We start from the raw sequence: 18,755 nt of genomic DNA, 5'->3' as shown, positions 1-18,755 counted from the left end.
CGTCGAGGGCCTGAATACCACCGTCGAGGGTCTGAATACCAAATGGAAAGAGGGTCGGCTGCCAGGCCGCGGGACTGGGCCTGTGCGCGGGATTGGGCCTGTGCGTGGGTTTGGTTCCGCCGCGCCGTCACCCCTGCTGTTGCCGTGCCGTCGCCCCTGCCGTTGCCGTGCCGTCGCCCGCGCCGTTGCGGTGGCGGCTCCGATCACGGGCCTTCCGATCACAAAACGACGAACCCGCCAACATTATTTGCGGGCGAACCCCGCCATCGTTCCCGTCGCGGATGAAAACTCATCGGTTTCCAATCCCAAAAACTGCAGGTAGCTGACCAACAGATTGCACAGGGGCGGGGAATTTTGCGGATCAAATTTCAGATATTGTCCATGCTGAAAATGCCCCCCGGCGACGATGATGGGTAGGTTGGAGTTACTATGGCTCGACGCGTTGCCCAGATTGGATCCCATCAAGATCGCGGTTTGATCGAGTAAGGTCCGCTCGCCTTCGCGGACACCATCGAGCTTGCTCAGCAGCTCAGCAAACAATCGCATTTCCTGCATCTCAATAATGCTCAGCATCTCGATTTTCTGTGGGTCGAGACCATGGTGGCTGAGGTTGTGCCAACCGTCATCGACGCCCTCGAGCTGGACGACTTCATGGCCACCTGCTCCTTGCAAGGTAATCAGCCGAGTGGAATCGGTTTGCAGTGCCAGGAAGATCATGTCGTACATCAATCGCATCCGAGCGGTGAAATTCTCGCGCTCGGTGATATCCGTTGGCGGCAGGTAATCGACCTGAGGTTTCTTGCGTTTCGCCCATTGGGCCGCCTGGACCAGTCGCTGTTCGAGTTCGCGGACGCTGCTGAGGTATTGGTCCAAGGTTTGGTTGTCGTCTTTGCCGACGCTCCGGGCAACTCGCTTGGTTTGCTCACGCACCACATCCATGACGCTTTGCCCATCCTCGATACTTCGCATCCGGGCGGCTTTCTCGGCTTCGTTACCATCGAGAAAGAGGTCTGCGAACAGGCGTGACGGGCGTTTTCGGGACGGGATCTGCACGCCCGAGCGAGTGTAGGAGAGGCTGGTATTGTTCGCAGAAAGAACCAGGGATGGATATCGCGTGCGGTGCCCCATCTGCTCGGCGGCCAGTTGGTCAACCGAAATCGAATTATGGAAACTCGGTTGCCCGGGATGGGCCGCCCCTGTCAGAAAGCTGTTTTCGGCCGAGTGGCCGCCGTCGACATTCGGATGCATCAATCCGGACAGGACGGTGACCTTTTCTCGCAACGGCTGCAGCGGCTCGAGATACGGGGTGACCTCATAACCTCGGCCCGACGTTGCGGGGAATAAGTTCGGCGTATGCAACCCCAGAGGCGCGTTGATTGCCAGCATCCGCCGCACATCCCGCGTTTCGCCGGACCGGCTGGGTTCGCCGGACCCGCCGGGCCCGCCGGTAGATCCCTCGGCCAGCGCCCGGCCACGATGGTTCATGCACTGCAGCAGCGGCAGGCTGATGGCGACGCCGGTGGCCCGTAGCAGCGTGCGACGGTCGAGGTTTGGTTTCATGGGTTCATTCGTATGAAAAGTTCTCAGTCTGGTTTCAAAAACAAGTCACTCTCGGTCACCGCATGGATCATCGAACGGAGTCCAAAATGACTCGCTCGTGTCCGATCAACGATCCCGTCAACGGTGACGCGGTCGGCCAAGCTCAGTGGTCGTCCGGTGGCGTAGACCAGCAGTTTGGTTGCGACCGCGCGGGCAACGGCGTCTTCATCGCTGCCCAAGCATTCGCGAAATTCTCGAAAGTCCTCGAACGCACGACCATCGGGCAACGTGGCCGCCAAATCGAGTTCGGCTCCCTTTCCATAGGGCAATTTTCCCGGCAGTTTTGTGCCACCGCCCAGCGTCCGATACCAATCTCGTTGACCTCCGATGGCATCGAACGTTTCCAGTGCGAACCCCGGCGGGTCGATGCGACGATGACACGTCGCGCAGGTACCATTTTCGGTGTGCTTGGCCAGTTGCTCACGAATCGTGGTCGCCCCTCGGATATCCGGCTCCACGGCCGGGATGCCGGGCGGGGGTGGTGGCAACGCGTTGCCCAACAACCGATCCTGCACCCACACACCGCGCAGCACAGGTGAAGTCGATGTGCCGTTGGCAGTCACCTTGAGAATACTGGCCTGGGTCAACAACCCGCCTCGGATACTCTCGGTCGGGAGTTCGACTTTGCGAAAGAGTTCGTGCCCGATGACGTCTGCAATGCCGTAGTGATTGGCCAGTCGCTCGTTCAAAAACGTAAAATCCGAATCGACAAAATTCAGCACGCTCAGGTTTTGGTCGAGGACATGGGCGAAGAAATGCGTTGTCTCACCCAACATGGCTGCCTGTAGCAAGGGCTCGAATTCAGGATACATTTTCTTGTCTGGCGTCGTGAATTCGATATCGCGCAGGTCGAGCCACTGGCCCGTAAAGTTCTCGATGAAACGCTGGTGACGGGGATCGGCCAGCATCCGATCGACTTGCGAAGCAAGGACGTGCCGGTCACTCAACTGACCATCCGCCGCCAACGCCATCAATTCATCATCCGGCATCGACGACCACAGGAAATACGACAACCGATTGGCGAGCGTGTACTCGTCTACGGTCCCCGGCGCAGCAACGGGTTCTTGCTCACTCAGCGAGGTTTCATTGAGCAGCAAAAATTGGGGCGAACATAAAACCGCGACGACCCCCGCGCCAACGGCTTGCTCGAACGATCGTCCCGATTCGAGCCGATCCCATGCCAGATCAATCAACGGCTCGACCTCCTCGCTACTGACCGGACGACGGAAGGCACGCCTGGCTAAGTTGCCAATGATGCGAGCGGCATCCGTCTTCGGTTGTGAGGATTCGACGACGTGCCGTTGAACACCTTTACGGTGCCTCATGTAGATCCCCTCTTTGGCAACGAGGCTCAGCGTGTCCGAGTCGCCAAACAGTTGCAGCTGCGACACGCTGGGGAAGCTCTGGTCCAGGGGGCCGTAGGTCTCCGCCCAGGCAATCCCGATCCCCGGCCGGGTTTCTTTGTCCTTGTCCCGCCACGTCACGTGTTCAGGCCAGATACGGGGTCGGATGTGGATCGTCTCGCCCGCCTCCATGAAGGTTTCGAACTCGATGATTCGCGGGTGCTGCGCCGTCCCGGTGACGTCAAAGTTGCCGATCGAGGTTTGGATGCCCGGACCAAAGAGTGGCCCTACAAACAACGCGACCGCCAGCGTGCGATCGTTGGGATTGTGCGGCCAGACTGCGACACGGCAGCGATACCGTCCCGGTTCGATTGGATGAGCCGGATCGATCCGCGCCGGCGGCCAACCGGGCGTGAAGTCGACAAACGAACCATCCACCTCCACCACACCACCCTTCTGCTTAGCGACCGCCTCGATGTTCTCCTTGATCTGCATCAGCTCGGCGCGGCGTGTCTGGGCGGGCAACGGTTCAATACGGCGGATCGTCGCCTCGAATGCCGTCTGAGCCGCCTCAAGATAGCGTTCCAACAGTACCGCCGAGATACTCAAACCGTCACTGACATTGTCGAAACCCTGCACGCTGCCGTCTGCGGGCAGGATATCGGCCAACCTGACGTTGATCCCCAACAAATCGTTGACGGTGTTTTCGTACTCCCGTCGATTCAGGCGTCGCCGTGATGTCGCAGGCGCTTCCCAAGACTTGGCAAACGCATGCGACAAATGATCGATAACCTGTTCGATCTCCACTGGCTCAGGTCGCTCGCTTCCCGCCGGTGGCATCTCGCCTGATTCGAGCACCTCCAGCACCCGGGTCCAAGTCTGGGCGATCTTCCCGGGATGCGTCGGTAGCGAGATTTGGTCCAACCGAACGTTGGCTTCCGATGTCTCCGGCCCGTGACACTCCAGGCAATGCTCGCTGAAAAATTGACGAACCGGCGCATGCTCCGCGGCGGACATCGATGGCTCGCGGGCGACACAGTGCCCCATAACCGACATCGCCAACAGCAGTGTGATGAAAGGGCGTCGCTGGAAGTGGAAAATTTGCATCACACCATCGTATCAACATCGCATCAACAAAACTGCATTTTCTGAGGCGTGGGATCATTGTCCTGAGGTGTGGGATCATTGTCCCAAGGTGTGGGACCGTTGTCCGGAGCGCGCCATTCATCGACCGGCGTCCTACGAAGACCTCGCAAACTGGGCAAGCGTTCCGCCCCGTGAAGGCTGCGGCCCGGGTGGCGAGTTCTGCGAACGGATCGCGTTGATGGCAACGTTTATCGGTATGACAACAATCTCATGGGCATCGGCCAGCGATGCCGGGAGAGCCGATCGCGAGCACCGCTGGTCAGTCGTCGCAGCGATTTTCTGCGTACAGGCGTAAAACACCGATCGCGGCTCCGGTTGTTCGCTAGAATGAAGCGAGTGTCTCATTCCTCGGAATCTCGCATGTAGGAAAACCAACCATGATTCAGATTTGTATCCTTAAGCGGCCCCTCGCCCTGATGGTCGCGTTTTTTGCTGCGACGGTCGCGGGTGACCGACCGATCTCGGCCGAGCAGGTCGAGGTGCAGGAAAAATTTCTCGGCAGTGGCGTGACGCGAAAGGTCGGCGGCTACCGGCCAATCAGCGCCAAGCTGAATGAAGATTCCGAAGGCATCCAAAAGCAGCCCGACGATCTGCTCAACCCGCGATATGGGAAAATGAAATTCGGCGACAACGAGTATTCCATCATCCTCGACGAACCCGAACCGGCCGCGGCGGATGAGGATCGTGACAGCGAAGACGCGGAGCCGGCTGACGCGAAAACGGACGGCGATGCCGCTCAGGATGGCGATGCCGAGAAGGCCGCCCCGCCTGCGGAGCCGCGGCTGTACGTCGACGCGAATGCGGACGGCGACTTTACCAACGATCCCGCGATCGATTGGAAAGCGACCCCGAGTGGTTCCTACAAACTGTACCGTGGTTCGGCCGAGATTGACTTGGGCGACGGGCGCATCGCGGCAGTGGACTTGTATCGATTCGACCCCACCGATCCACGTCGAAAAAGTTTAGCTGACACCGTTTTTTACTACGGCGACTTTGGCTATGAATATGATTTCAAACTCGACGGCGAATCCTTCTCCACTTTTATCGCGGGGGTGATCGGTAGCAACGCTCGTTTGCCCATCGATCGCGATGGCAATGGCAACATCAGCCGCAATTTTGAGATGGCAGCCATCGGCAAACCTTTCAATTTCACGGGCACAACGTACGAGTTCAAAATCGATAACGGTCAATTGCTCCTGCAGACCAGCGACGAGGAACTGGAACAGTCACCGATGCCACCGGACCTTCGCATTGGACAGCCCGCGCTCAAGTTCACGGCCACGACCCTCGATGGTGAGGAAGTCAATTTCCCGAGTGACTATGCGGGCAAACTCGTGATGCTCGATTTTTGGGCGACGTGGTGTGGCCCCTGCATCGGTGAGATCCCCAATATGAAAACGGCGTACGCCGATTGGCACGACAAGGGATTTGAGATTTTGGGTATCAGCTTCGATCAGCCCGGCAAGGAAGAGGACCTCAAGAAATTCCTCGAAGAGCGTGAGTTGCCCTGGACCCAAGTGTACGAGGGCAGGGGCTGGGATACGACGATCGGCAACCAGCACGACGTCAGCGGAATTCCATTTGTGTTGCTCGTCGATGGTGACACCGGCACGATCCTAGCCACGGCCCGAGAACTCCGGGGTCCGGGCCTTAGCAAATTCATCGGAAACGCGCTCGGCGAAGATACCGACGTCGCCGATGAATCCAGTGACGAGACCGATCAAGCTGAGGATGAGAAGTAACGATCCGTTGTTTGCTTCGCGTGGACAAAAAGCTGAGTTCGAATTCATGCGGTGTTTGAATTCGCTCAGCTTTCGACTTTCACGCCCATGAATGCTTTGCCGAGCCCCAGCGTTTTGATTTCCTTTTCGATTAGAGTCGATTCAGGGATCTCCAGCGTTTGGGCGACCTCATCGGCGACATGCTGAGCGAAACGGATGCGTGCCAGTTCGAGCTGCGTTTGTACTTCAGCGGGTTCGATGCTTCGACCACCGAGTGGCGTCAGCCGTCCCGCCCAAGCTTTCGGGCTTTCTTTGGGGAATGCCATCGCGACCCGCAGCACATCGTGTATGTAGTCTTCCTTAGGCATTTCTTTCTCGAGCGGACTCGGCGCTACGGCTTCATACCGTCGCGCGTGCTGGTACCTTTCGAGGGATCGCCAACTGCGTTGCAGGATTCCGTCGCGCCAATACCCGAGCCACTGGGGCGCCTCAATTTTGGCCACGTCCAGTTTGGGCGTGGCAGGTGCAGGCGCCGTGTCGGTGCTTTCCAGTTTGTCTTTTTTACTTTTCTGGACCGCTTCGTCGTATCGTGCTTTGGCCGCCGAGCGAACGCCCCGGACGAGGAAGTCGCGTAACCTACCGCGATCGTGGCCACTGAACCCGGACCTCACCAAATGGGTCACCAGAATGGCGAGTGCGCGGTCGGCCTCCTCCTGGCTGCCGACGACGTCGATCATCAGCCGACGCATGGGAGCGAGGTACCGGAGGACGTATCCGGCGGCGCTCCCCGCCCCCGTCCAGGTTTGCTGCGATCTGCTCAGATGGACGCTACTGGACATCCGAATCCACTGGCTCTTGGCAAGCGAATTACCGGACGAACTCGCCGGTCCACGCGAACTCAGGCCGCCCGCAGTGGAGCCGCCCGAACTGGACGTGGTATCGGAATTTTCGACAGAGGAGGCTGACGCTTCGTTCATATGCGTATTCTAACCCCCAGCAAGTGGCACTGTGGTTGCCCCGAGTGCCTTAATCCAATTTTTACACACTTATTTTGATGGAAGTTTGCTGATCGCAATAGCTGCTTCGATCACGTCAACTTCGGCGCCGACGCAGCTGCGTCGCCAACGTCGCCAGCAGCTGGAGGAAATGCCCAAACCGGGTAGCTGCTCGGCTGCGATCGGGCGAGCGTCGCGACACGATACTGGCCTCGCACTCGCCTCCTTGGCTACACTCAACAAGGTCGCTCAACGGGGCGTGAGCCCCCCATTATTTGACCTGTTTTGGCAGGTGACATCGGACGGCCTGCGCCGTTACGCTAAACAAGTCGATGCTATTGGGTGTTAGCCATCTGCGTCTTATCCGATCCCCCCTTCAGCCCCTAGATTCCATTGCGTACCCCGATCAACGAACTCGCCGACTCGATGACGCTGAGCCAGCCGTTCCAAGCCGCCGATAAACAGCTTCGCGTGAACCGCCAAGGCGGCAAGTACATCCTCTTAAAACTATCCGACCGCAGCGGCACGATTGCCGGGATGATGTGGAATGCGGACGAAGCGGTCTTCGATCGATTCGATCGCGGCGACTATATCTTCTGCCATGGCCGCACTCAAATTCACAACGGCGCACTCCAGGTGATCGTGACGCAGATCGACCGAATGGACGCCCATGAAGTCGTCGGCGATGAATTCGAGCGATTCAACGCAGGGCAAGCGGACGAGCACATGTCGCGACTGCGGGAGTTGCTCGCCACACTCTCTCAGCCGTTCCTGACTCGGCTGGCGATGAGCTATCTCGACGATGCTGACTTTGTGGATCGATTTCGCGTCTCGGCAGCCGCGGTTTCGAATCATCACGCGTATCCCGGTGGGCTCTTGCACCACACGCTCAACATGATGGAACTCGCTCGCCTGATCGGCCCCCGCTACGCGGAGATCGATACCGAGCTCTTACTGATGGGCGCGTTCTTGCATGACCTCGGTAAAATCGACGAACTGAAATCCGGTGGCGAAATCAGTTACACCGATCGTGGACAATTACTCGGTCACATTGTCATTGGCATTCAGCAATTGGGCGAGAAGATCCAGCAAGTCGAGAGCGAAACCGGCGAAACCTTCCCACCCCAGCTGCGGCAGCAGCTCGAACATCTCGTCGTCAGCCATCACGGCAGCCAAGAGTATGGCAGCCCCAAAATCCCCGTCACCCTCGAAGCGGTCGCCCTGCATCACATCGACAACCTCGACGCGAAACTCGCAACGTACACGTCTGTGATCGAGCAAGACGTTGCCGCGGACGGAAACTGGACAAATTACACACCGTCCATTGGACGCAAACTCTGGAAAGGCGGCAATCATGTTGGATAATTCCACAACGACCACTCCGGCCACCCCCGCAGCCGTGGTGTTGCTCTCCGGTGGTCTCGATAGCTCCACATGTCTGGCGATCGCCCGGGAGCAAGGGTTTCGAGTCCATGCGATTAGCTTTCGGTATGGCCAGCGAAACATCGGTGAGCTCGAACGCGCCACGTCGCTGGCTCAGTCGATGGGAGCGGTTTCGCATCGCATCATCGACATCGATCTCGCCCAACTCGGAGGGTCTGCCCTCGTCGACGCAAATATCGCTGTCCCCAAATCCAACTGCGTCGAGGACATCGGCAGCGACATCCCGGTGACCTACGTGCCGGCACGCAATACGATTTTCCTGTCCTATGCATTGGCGGTTGCCGAGACGTGCCAATCGACCGATATCTTCATCGGTGTCAATGCGCTCGACTACAGTGGCTACCCGGATTGCCGCCCCGAATTCATTGCCGCCTTCGAGACGATGGCTCGGTTAGCGACGAAAGCGGGAGTCGGCGCCGAGAGCGATGACGAGACTCAACTCGGCGCCCGGAAAAAACTTTGCATTCACACGCCGCTCATCGACCTGACCAAAGCACAGATCATCGCGGAGGGTCTGCGATTGGGCGTGGACTACGCGCACACGCTATCGTGCTACGATCCGGTCGAAGTCAGCCCCGGCAACGTACGCCCCTGCGGTCGCTGCGACGCGTGCTTACTACGCGCCAAAGGCTTCGCTGCCAACGGCATCACGGACCCGGCAAAATAGTGGTTTGTCACCAATGAATTTTTTTGGGGGGGGCGTGGACGTTCGCCCCACCATATTGCCCCACCATATTGCCCCGCAGGCTGCACCGGGTCAGGCGCACCGCCGGGCCGCTGACTCGACTCGACGCGACGCGACTCGACTCGGCTCGGCTCGGCTCGGCTCGGCTCGGCTCATGAAAACAACAACCTGTTCGCCACCGTGGTCTCGAAAAACGAAAACATATCGAGAGGCGTTTAATCGCGGCCGCTGCGCCAGATCGACATACACAGTGCCGTCATCACCGCCATGCTGGCGATGGTTCCGACGAGGCCGAGGATGCTCAGCCGGCTGATCCCAGCCAGCGGGGCGTTCGGAAACAGCACGGGCGACACTTCATAGGACAACATCAGGGCTGAGCCGAGAAAAACCGCGCTCGCCATCAGCCCTACGACCAAGCGATTGACGGCGGGTGTGATCCGTTTGGGATCCAGCCGCAACTGCAATTGCCCCAGTCTGGCTTGATTCAAAATCGCCAGGACTTGCTCGGGCGCCTCTTCTAAAAACGCCTCGTTTTCCAAGTAAATCCGGCGGGCTTGCCGCAACCGACGCTGGGGTGAGAGTCGCCGCCAGATGACGCGGCGCATGTAGTTCTGAACGATATCGAGCGAATCGAAACCGACCCCCAACTCGCGCATCGTGCCCTCGAGCGAAATCAGCATTTTGATCAGCAAGGCCGACTGGTTAGGGAGTGTGATGCCATGGCGATGCAAAATCTCACTGAGTTGATTCAACGACCCCGCCAGATCAAAGCGATCGAGAGATTGGCGTCCAAAGGTATCGACAAACTCCGTCACGTCGATCTCCAACGCCGCTTGATCTAAATCCAACCGGGGGCTCCCCACCCCACGAATCAATCGCGTCAAACGGCGTCGATCGCCCGCGTGAATGGCAAACAGCATCTCTTCGATCGATTCCCGGAGCGTCTCGTCGATGCGCCCAGTCATGCCGAAATCGAGAATGCCCAGCCGCCCATCGGGCAGACAAAAGAGGTTGCCGGGGTGTGGATCGGCGTGAAAGAACCCGTCTTCGAACACCATCTTCAGGTAGATTTTAGCCAATCGTGTCCCAAAGCCCGGCGGCAAATTCGATTTCGACAATTTCCGAGGCGGTTGATCGGAGCCCGGGCGATCTTCCTGACGGTCCCGCGACGAGTCAACATCCACCGCAAAAAGGCTGGCCAGCGTCACGCCCGCCAACTCATCCATGACGAGCACGCGACGACTGCACAATCGATCCACCACGGCGGGGATGACCACCTGTTCGTGACTGTCGGCGAGCATTTCGGCGAACTGTTTCAGGTTCCCTCGCTCGCGGTTGAAGTCGAGTTCATGGAGAATCATGGGGCGGAGTTGACGGACCATATCCGTCGGCCCCCAGATCGCGAGCGTGTCGACGCGGGCGGCCAGTTGGGCGAGTCCTTCGAGCACCTCCAGATCTTGCCGCATCAGCCGATCGATCCCCGCGCGTTGCACTTTGACGACGACGCGGTGCCCGTCAGGCAGCACGGCCCGGTGGACTTGGCCGATCGAGGCGGTCGCGAGCGGTTCGAAGTCAAACGACGCGAATTTTGCTTCGAAGTCGTCCCCCAACTCGGCGCGGAGCGTCGCCCGGACTTGGTCAGCACTATCCGGCTCGACCCGGCCACGCAGCCCCTTGAGTTCCTCGGCTAACTCGATTCCCACAAGGTCGGCACGCGATGCGAGCACCTGACCCACTTTGATGAACGTGGGCCCCAGTTCGGTGATCGCCATCCGAATCCGCTCAGCCCGCGTGTACTGCGTCAGCGGGATTCCGGAACGGTCAGTGATCCAATTGCGAAACGGCAGTCGCGGTGAGCGGCTGAGCCAATCGGCAAGCCCATAGCGGCGCAGCACCGCAAGGATCTCGCGCCCACGACGCAGATTTCGATACAGGCTCGGTATGGACGTCAGCTTCATGACGAGAATCGAAAGGACCTGTCGGGCGAGAACTTCACCTCTCCAAACTAGTCACCCGACACGTTCCAGGTCAGAGCAGGAGATCGAAATATTCACACACAAAACGAGTTTCGAGCGATTCTCATCGATATTCGGAATGTAACGGCCCTAACGATCGTCAACGCGGAGTCGTCACGCTCGCCTGAGCGTGGACTCCACGGGCCTGGCGAACGCCACGAATCTTCGTTCGACGTTCACCGGATCCGCAGCCGTCTACCGCATGACCGGGTAGCTCGACGATTTGCTCGTGCTACCGGGCATGTATCCGGTTGGCTCAACGCCACTCGGACTCGAGCTCGCATTCCCGCTCGCAGGCTTCGCCTTACTCGCCGCAGCGGTTTGGTAGGCGGGCGCTGCGCTCGCACCGGTGGCCGAAGTCGCGTTCGGTGTGGAATCGCCCACGGGCGAAGGACTCGACGGTGGCAATCCCAACGCAGCAACGGCTGTGGATTCATTGCCCTTGCCGACAGTCGAAGCCGCCGCGGTCGGCGGTGCCGAAGCTAAGCTCGGAACGACCGGTGGAATCATGTCACTTGGCAGCCCAAACCCACCTGATCGAGCCGGTTCGGGTGCCCCAGCAGCCGCGGTTGTCCCCGGTGCGGGCATGCCGCCCGGTGCCGGCATGCTGAAGGCTGAAGCCTGGGTCGGTGGCGAGTTCGCGAGGGCCGGGTCCGCATCGGCAACCGGCGCTTTTCCAAGCTGATATCCCGACGGCAAACCGCCCGCATCGGTTGGCTTGCTAGGTGAGGATGCAGCCGCCACACCGCCATAACCGTTTGCGGTGGCAGCTAAATCGCTAGACGCAGGCGCACCACTTCGGCCGGGCAATGCATACGCCGGTGGCACTGAGTTTTCGCTCGCGGCAATGGTCGTCGACACGGTCGGTGGCACCTCCGAGGGCGGCACTTTCCCGGTTGGGAAACCCGTCGGCACACTGCTTTCTGGCGTTTTCGAGCGGTTGCCCGCCAATGCGTAGGGGTTGGTGCCCGCCGCGGGAAGGCTGGTTTCGGGGGTTGCCGCAGCAACCTTGGTCGCGTCGGGTGTCGTGCCGCCGGCAATCGAGGCGATCGCCTCGGGCGTGGCACGCGCCGATGGAGGCGACGGATAGGTGGTCGTTGGGCCTGAGCCAGCGAGCACTTCCGCAGAGGGCTCACTACGGCCGAACATATTCCAGCTCGACTTGCCACTGCGGCAACCCGTTGCCGGTAGTGTCGCAATCACACACGCCGCCAATGCCGCTCGAGCGGAGTTGCGGCGCGCCAGGCGGGCGTAGTGAATGAGTTTTGTGTTGGCGATTTCCGTTCGCTTCATCGTCGCATCCTTAGGAAGGGAGCGGGGCAATGCTGATTTAATTGAGACGTCCATCTATTGCGATCGACCGTTCCAATCAGAAAAATCAAGCAAATTTCGCAAAGATTCTTCCGTGGTAGGAATTTTCGCCCACCAGAGTCAATGCCAGCTCAAGCCCAGAAGATGCGAAAAGATGAGAGAATCGCTGCGCAGCGATCCTCCCCCTGTCGCTGAATGCGCCGACAGTCGGTCCCCGCCGAGGTGCGGCTCGCACGAGACGCCTACGCGTGATGGAACCGGGCAGGCAGCGGCCCCTACCGGGACATCTCCCGAAGCGATAGAAGTGCTCTGTCCCCGTTCGCTCCCCCCACCAGAGTCAATGCCAGCTCAAGCCCAGAAGATGCGAAAAGATGAGAGAATCGCTGCGTAGCGATCCTCCCCCTGTCGCCGAATGCGCCGACAGTCGGTCCCCGCCGAGGTGCGGCTCGCACGAGACGCCTACGCGTGATGGAACCGGGCAGGCAGCGGCCCCTACCGGGACATCTCCCGAAGCGATAGAAGTGCTCTGTCCCCGTTCGCTCCCCCGTTCGCTCCGTTCGCTTTCGTCCCTGTTCGCCTCTTCGTTTTCTTGTACATCATGGGCCGCATTGCGGTAAAATGGAGTACTGAAAGAGTTAGGCGTTTTCGCTTCCATCACCCGCCGTTTCATGGGTGGGCGTCGGGAAAAACCGGCCCGATGGGCACGCGGTTTTGCAAGTTTTCTGTAGCGGACCGATGCTGTTTGCGATGGTCGCCCCTCGTCACTGCCCCAACCTCGAGATTGATTCCGGACATGATTTTGATCAGCACCATCAATCTGACGCGCACCCGCGAGCGTGGGGATTTTTATTGCCCCACCTGCAATGCATCACAGACCTATCGGCTGCGGGCTCGGCGTCCATTCCTGACCCTGTATTTCATTCCCACGGTCCCGATCGGCGGAGTCGAGACATTTGTGCACTGCGATAAGTGTCGATCGAGCTGGGACGAGACGATCCTGCACATGGATCGGGCGGCTCATGAGCAGGTCCGTGAAGACCAATTTCGCGACGAGGCGATCCGCTCGGCGGTGTTGATGACGCTGATCGACGACACGATCACCGAGCCCGAGATTCAATCCCTTCAATCCATCGCCGATACCCTTTTTGATCGACCGCTGGACCGGGAGGAACTCGGGCGGCTGTCGTCGATCGCTCGGCAATCCGGGATTAAAGCGAGCAATTACGTACTGAGCGTGTCCAAGCGATGGACAATCCAACAGCGGATGCTGGCCCTGCAGGCCATGTTTTTGGCAGCGACGGCGGGCGAGGACGACCTATCGCCCCAGAAACTGGGGACGCTCGCGGTGATGCATAATCTGCTGGAACTCAGCGACGACGAGTATCAGGCGGCGATCGAAGACGCGCTACAATACGAGTTCGTCTGAGCAGAAACGCCCCGAAAACGCCGCCCCAACCGAACGCCGCGAGCAGCAGCATCGGTCGATGCCACCAGGGCGCATAGATGAAGTCAATCCGCCATCGCCCGGGCGGACAGAGCACACCTTGCGAGAGGAAATCGACGGGAAAAACCTCTGCGGCCAGTGGAGCGGCGTCCCTATCGAGCGGCCTCAGCACCGCGGACCAATTCCCGTCCTGGTACACGTGCCGTGAAAGCAACACCATCCCAGTGCTCGAAGAGCCTTCTTCACGCTCCTCCTGGGAGGGTCGCCCCGCTGCGGGCCGGGGAGGGCGTGTGCTGAGTTGATGCCGGCCGCCCACCTCGCTCGTTCCTGCGGGAGGAGGAAGTTCGGAAACGTTTGCACGCCCCGCCCCGGTTGCTCGGGCCAGCCTCCGGATGATTCGCAGCGGGACCCGGGCGGGCACCTCCGCTCGCTCGTCGGCATAGGCAAGCAGCAGCTCCCGCCACGCCACCACGCGATCCTCGCCGATGGGCTGAACCTGCCGTCGAATCGAGAGTTGACTCGGGGCAATCTCGTCCGCCCCAGGCAGCCGCTCCTGAGTCACGACAGGCAGAGCTCGCTGCAACGTTGCCGCCGACACGACGACATCCCCACCCCGACAACGCAACAGTCCTCCCACGCCGAGCAGCCGGTACCAGCCGCGCCAGTGCTGCTCGGGCAACGAACCGTCTGCGCGGTCCATTGCTTTGGCATAATGCCAGAACTCAGCGAGCTCCCGCGACCCAATCGATACCAAATTGTTCAGGACAGCGTCGCCATGTTCTAAGTGCCAGCGACCAAAATTCGCTAATCGCAGTCCGGCTTCGACCGTCAACATACGATCTCGATCGGACTGTTCTCGCCACTGCACGGGGAATCCTCCCTCCTGATTCACACGCATCCAGCGGATCGATGAAACAACGCGTTGCTCGCCGGCAAGCAGTTGCGACTCGGCGGCCCGATCGATCGTGGGCACCAGCCGATGGTGGGCGACCGACAGGTCCAGGGCGACCAACACCAGCCACCACCAAGGACGACGGGCACGCGCGATCAAGAGGATGAGAACGAGGGCGCAGGCCATCGAAACGAGGAACCCCCGTGTGGCTAAGGTGGCCACAAACGGTCCCCAAAACGGATCGCTGACGCGTCCCTGCAGTCTCGAGATCATCACGGCCGTCCCCACAGACACGACGATCACGCCAAGCGTCCACAGCGTCCATGCGATTCTGTGAGCGTGAACGGCGGGAGCATGGGGCGACGCCACGCTCTCCTGACGGCGGCGTGTGACGCTGTGCCACCGCACCGCCCGGGCCGAGCAGATCGCGAGCGCGAAGGCAGCCATTGGCAACCACTTCGCGGGATATCGCAGTGAATCGTAGCCAGGCAAAAACTCATGCAGCCCTCGGTACACGGGACCGTAGGCCCCCAACGCAGCGGCCATCGATACCGTGAACACGATCAACATCGCCAGCCCACCGCGTGACAGGCCCGATTTGAAAAACGGTTTCCGGCGAGACCACCCCAGCACCAGCAGCACGGGCAGCAGCATCCCGCTGTAGAGCGAGGGCGTCCATAACGCCGTCTCCGGACGGGCACGCCCTCCATCGAACACGAGCCGGTCCCAGCGTGTGTTGACCGGCCACGGTGACCCGTACAAGTTGGGTGCCAGCAGTTCGGCCCCTCTCCACGGTGGCACCGAGAAGGCATAGGCCTGTGCACGGACCTTTGAGATTTCCGGTACCTCCGCGTCCTGCACCCGGTCACTCCGCGCCGACCAAGCCAATGACGCGGCAAGCTGCGGCGCCGCCAACGCCGACGCCAACACAACGACCGCTGTCATCTGAACCAAGATCGCCAATGAGATCCGCAGAAGCTCATGCGGCGGGCGCCTGCCACGCCAGCATTCCAACGCCAGTTGGGACGCTTGCACGATCACGGCGAGGATCATCGCGTGCAGGGCGGTGGGTGGATCACCCCCCAATAAAACCAATGACATCGCAACGGCGGGGACCACCACCGCACGTCGCCAAGGTATCAGTGCCGGCTCCCGCGTCGATCCGTTTCGGCGTCCTACCCCAGAAATCCGCAGCGTCGTCGGCCAGTGGATCAGTGGTGTCAGTAGTAGCGGCAGCCAAGCCGCAGCGACCAAGAACGGCGGGTTGGTCGCCAGGAACAAGACCATTCCTGAGAACGGATAGACGACGCCCGCGACCGCCGCGGACCAGGGATCCAACCGATATCGGCGGGCCGCAAAGTAAGCTGTCAGTGAGGCGATGATCAAATGCAGCACCACATACACGCCCATCGCCGTTTCGGCGGACCAGGACGGCGCGTACACCAGCATCCTGAACGGATAGAACACCGCCGTGGTGGTTTCACCGGCCAGTGGCATGCCGGTCTGGTCTGACGGGTTCCAGATCGCTTGGCCCAAGGCGCCCCAGCTTTGGGCGTGACATTGCTCGGCGACGAACTGATACAGCGGCGTATAAAAGTAGCCCACATCACGGAACGCCAACCGGTCACGACCGCTGAGCACCCCCGCGAAGATCACCAGCAGGCACACGGGCCCCAGCAACGGGGCAACGATCGCCGGTGAAAGACCCCATGCCGCAGGCCATCCTCGCCCGCTACAAGACGTTAATCGCAGGGCAGACTTCATGCATCCGGCGATCGATGATCTGTCTCGCTCACCACGCTGGCTATCGCCGCATCGGCTGCCACGCCATCGGCTGCCACGCCAGCCACACCTACCGTTTTCGCCATTGAACGCGGACGGGCCTCATCCGTCGCCCCTGGCCGCGGGGCCACCGCGAACGGCAACGTGCTGACGTCGCCAAGACAGAATGCAGACGCCATTGCGAAGCGGAGAAAACTCATCAGGTCGGAAACTTGGGGGCGTGCGTGTGGCGGTGTGCGGGATGGGCATGAGCCGCTCAAAATACAACGTGGACGCGATGTTGGTAACTCACATTCTTGGACGCGACAGAAAGAACTCCCCGCCCACTCGCTGCGCGACTTCGGCGGACCGGGAAATGGAAACGTTCCATTGAAGACTGAAAAATATAAATTGTCGGGCAATCCCTCCGCATTTCGCCGTTGGACGTGCCGGATGAGCCGCCGGGCACGGTTTTCAGGCGTCCACGGCGTCCACGACGCCCGCCCAACCGGGCCAATGGCGTGCCCTTGCCTCCTAACCGGCACAGTTTGACATTTCCATCGCCGTTTCGCCGTTGGATTGGTCTTTTCCTGCCGATCGTCTCAATTCTGCCGATTATACGGGCCGATACGAAGGTTGAGACGTTAATCCTTGATTTCAAGGCTTGTGTCGCTCGCTGCCCTCGCTTTCCAAGTGGGAGCGGACCTCTGCTCTGTCGTTCCAACGATAGCCTGGTGGATTGAGCGGGATGCAGGTTGCGGTGAATCGGGGGAGCCACTGGGGGGAAGGATCCACATAAGATGATGACAAAACGATTTGCATTATGGTTGGCCATTGGCGGAGCGGCGACGGCGTGGGGCGCCATGGGGCCCCACACAACGATGCTGTCGGCTCAGGATTCCTTTGTCTCCGACGCTGTGTTCCAGCAGGATTCGGCCGCAAAGGCGCCCATCGAGCGGATTGGGTTTCTCGATAACGACGAGTACGAGGTCAGCGACCAGGTCCTCTCGAGCTATGAAACCGAGTACCTCGTCGATGGCGGTTACGAGGAATGCGACGATGAGGTTGGCGGACTCCTCGTCGACGGATGCCAGCACGACTTTCGCAAACAATTCAATCTCTTTGGGCAGTCCAATGGGATTGTCGCTGGGGGATGGGCCGAATTGGGCTATTTCAACAAAGCCTTGCCGATGTTCAACAGTCGGCCCAACGAATACCAATTGCAGCAAATGTGGGTCTACGCGGAGAAGCGACTCGATACGAGCAACGGCTTCGACTACGGCGGGCGTGTGGACTATATCTACGGTACCGACGGCCCCGACACGCAGGCCTTTGGCATCGACAACGGGTCGTGGGACAATAATTGGGACAATGGCCCCGATAACAGCGGCTACGGCCAAGCACTCCCGCAGGCCTACGGCGAAGTCGGTTACGGAGACCTCTCCGTCAAGATCGGTCACTTCTTCAGTATCGTCGGCTACGAAACGGTCGCAGCACCGGACAACTTCTTTTACAGCCACACGTACACGATGTACCATAGCCAGCCGTTCACCCAAACGGGTGCCCTGGCCAAGTACAACGTGGGCAACGACTTAACCCTCTACGGTGGCTACACGATGGGTTGGAACGGCGGCTTCGAAGACAACGGAGACACGTTCTTGGGTGGCATTTCGTGGGACGTGACGGATAACTACCAACTCACCTACACGACCACCGATGGCCGGTTTAGCAAATCGTATCCCAACGGGGCCAACAGCGAACGAGGATTCTTGCACTCGATCGTCTCCAATGCCACCATCACCGACCGGATCCAATACGTCAGCCAAATCGACGTGCTTCAAAGCGAAGATGGTGCGGGCAACTCCGTGCGTGACACGTTTAGTTACAACAGCTACCTCATGTACACCGTCAGCGACTGCATCGCGGTGGGTGGGCGATTTGAGTGGTACGACGCCAAGGGGGTGTTCCCCAACGATGTCGAGATCTTCGACTACACGCTCGGAGCCAATATCAAGCCGCATGCCAACGTCTTGGTTCGCCCCGAAATCCGCTGGGATTGGATTGACGGCAATGCGACCGGCATTCTCGCCAATAATGCTGACCAGCAGACGACGTTCGCGATCGACTCGATATTCTTCTTCTAGAAAATCAACGCCGCAACGGCGCGTTTTCGTAGCGACCGCCGCCTGAGGGTGGAGAGACAGAAACCATTCTCTCGCTCAGGCGAGCGTGGTGAAAGACTCCGCACGCTAGCAAATGACGCCCCAGGGTTGCTGCCGCACGTTCCGCAATGGGCGGTTGATCGAGCGAGGGGTGATGGGTTAACGTCGTTTGCGGGTAGGCTGACCGCGGTGTCAACATTCCACCGCCGGCACAGCACCCTCACCAGAGGGGACCATG

The 18,755-nt window shown here is 59.9% G+C and carries 12 protein-coding genes; 5 read left to right on the top strand and 7 right to left on the bottom strand.

What is annotated here, in order from left to right:
• Positions 1-243: 243 nt before the first annotated feature.
• Both SH410x_RS08000 and SH410x_RS07995 read right to left on the bottom strand, forming a co-directional pair.
• Positions 244-1,560, bottom strand: a complete 1,317-nt coding sequence (locus SH410x_RS08000; RefSeq protein WP_473675998.1) for a DUF1552 domain-containing protein — start codon at positions 1,558-1,560, stop codon at positions 244-246.
• 23 nt (positions 1,561-1,583) lie between these two features.
• The gene (locus SH410x_RS07995; RefSeq protein WP_473675997.1) at positions 1,584-4,049 is read right to left on the bottom strand and encodes a DUF1592 domain-containing protein; all 2,466 of its coding nucleotides are present in this window, start codon (positions 4,047-4,049) and stop codon (positions 1,584-1,586) included.
• A gap of 416 nt (positions 4,050-4,465) precedes the next feature.
• Here SH410x_RS07995 and SH410x_RS07990 point away from each other — a divergent pair, with 416 nt between their 5' ends.
• Entirely contained in the window at positions 4,466-5,830 is a 1,365-nt protein-coding gene (locus SH410x_RS07990; RefSeq protein WP_473675996.1) for a TlpA family protein disulfide reductase, read from the top strand.
• Positions 5,831-5,895: 65 nt separating this feature from the next.
• Here SH410x_RS07990 and SH410x_RS07985 read toward each other — a convergent pair whose 3' ends face one another.
• Complete coding sequence (locus SH410x_RS07985) at positions 5,896-6,786, bottom strand: hypothetical protein (protein ID WP_473675995.1); 891 nt, start codon at positions 6,784-6,786, stop codon at positions 5,896-5,898.
• A 411-nt stretch (positions 6,787-7,197) separates the two neighbouring features.
• Between SH410x_RS07985 and SH410x_RS07980 the strand changes: the two genes are divergently transcribed.
• On the top strand, positions 7,198-8,169 hold the full coding sequence (locus SH410x_RS07980) for a 3'-5' exoribonuclease YhaM family protein (RefSeq protein ID WP_473675994.1): 972 nt from the start codon (positions 7,198-7,200) through the stop codon (positions 8,167-8,169).
• Positions 8,159-8,914, top strand: a complete 756-nt coding sequence (gene queC / locus SH410x_RS07975; protein WP_473675993.1) for a 7-cyano-7-deazaguanine synthase QueC — start codon at positions 8,159-8,161, stop codon at positions 8,912-8,914. The genes SH410x_RS07980 and queC overlap by 11 nt, the downstream gene beginning before the upstream one ends.
• Positions 8,915-9,147: 233 nt before the next feature.
• Here queC and SH410x_RS07970 read toward each other — a convergent pair whose 3' ends face one another.
• On the bottom strand, positions 9,148-10,890 hold the full coding sequence (locus SH410x_RS07970) for an ABC1 kinase family protein (RefSeq protein ID WP_473675992.1): 1,743 nt from the start codon (positions 10,888-10,890) through the stop codon (positions 9,148-9,150).
• Positions 10,891-11,142: 252 nt separating this feature from the next.
• Complete coding sequence (locus tag SH410x_RS07965) at positions 11,143-12,240, bottom strand: hypothetical protein (RefSeq protein ID WP_473675991.1); 1,098 nt, start codon at positions 12,238-12,240, stop codon at positions 11,143-11,145.
• A gap of 811 nt (positions 12,241-13,051) precedes the next feature.
• Here SH410x_RS07965 and SH410x_RS07960 point away from each other — a divergent pair.
• Positions 13,052-13,684, top strand: coding sequence for a zinc-ribbon domain-containing protein (locus SH410x_RS07960; RefSeq protein ID WP_473675990.1), 633 nt, complete (start codon positions 13,052-13,054; stop codon positions 13,682-13,684).
• Here SH410x_RS07960 and SH410x_RS07955 read toward each other — a convergent pair.
• On the bottom strand, positions 13,626-16,358 hold the full coding sequence (locus SH410x_RS07955) for a hypothetical protein (protein ID WP_473675989.1): 2,733 nt from the start codon (positions 16,356-16,358) through the stop codon (positions 13,626-13,628). The genes SH410x_RS07960 and SH410x_RS07955 overlap by 59 nt on opposite strands.
• Positions 16,355-16,576, bottom strand: a complete 222-nt coding sequence (locus SH410x_RS07950; RefSeq protein ID WP_473675988.1) for a hypothetical protein — start codon at positions 16,574-16,576, stop codon at positions 16,355-16,357. Before SH410x_RS07950 ends, SH410x_RS07955 begins: the two co-directional genes overlap by 4 nt.
• A gap of 579 nt (positions 16,577-17,155) precedes the next feature.
• On the opposite strand from SH410x_RS07950, the gene SH410x_RS07945 reads away from it, so the two are divergent.
• Positions 17,156-18,499: an outer membrane beta-barrel protein gene (locus SH410x_RS07945; RefSeq protein ID WP_473675987.1), complete on the top strand. Its 1,344-nt coding sequence runs from the start codon at positions 17,156-17,158 to the stop codon at positions 18,497-18,499.
• Positions 18,500-18,755 lie beyond the last annotated feature (256 nt).

It is taken from the genome of Rhodopirellula sp. SH410 (assembly GCF_055811895.1).
The sequence above is the reverse complement of the archived record's forward strand: the minus strand, read 5'-3'. Positions and strand labels throughout refer to the sequence as shown.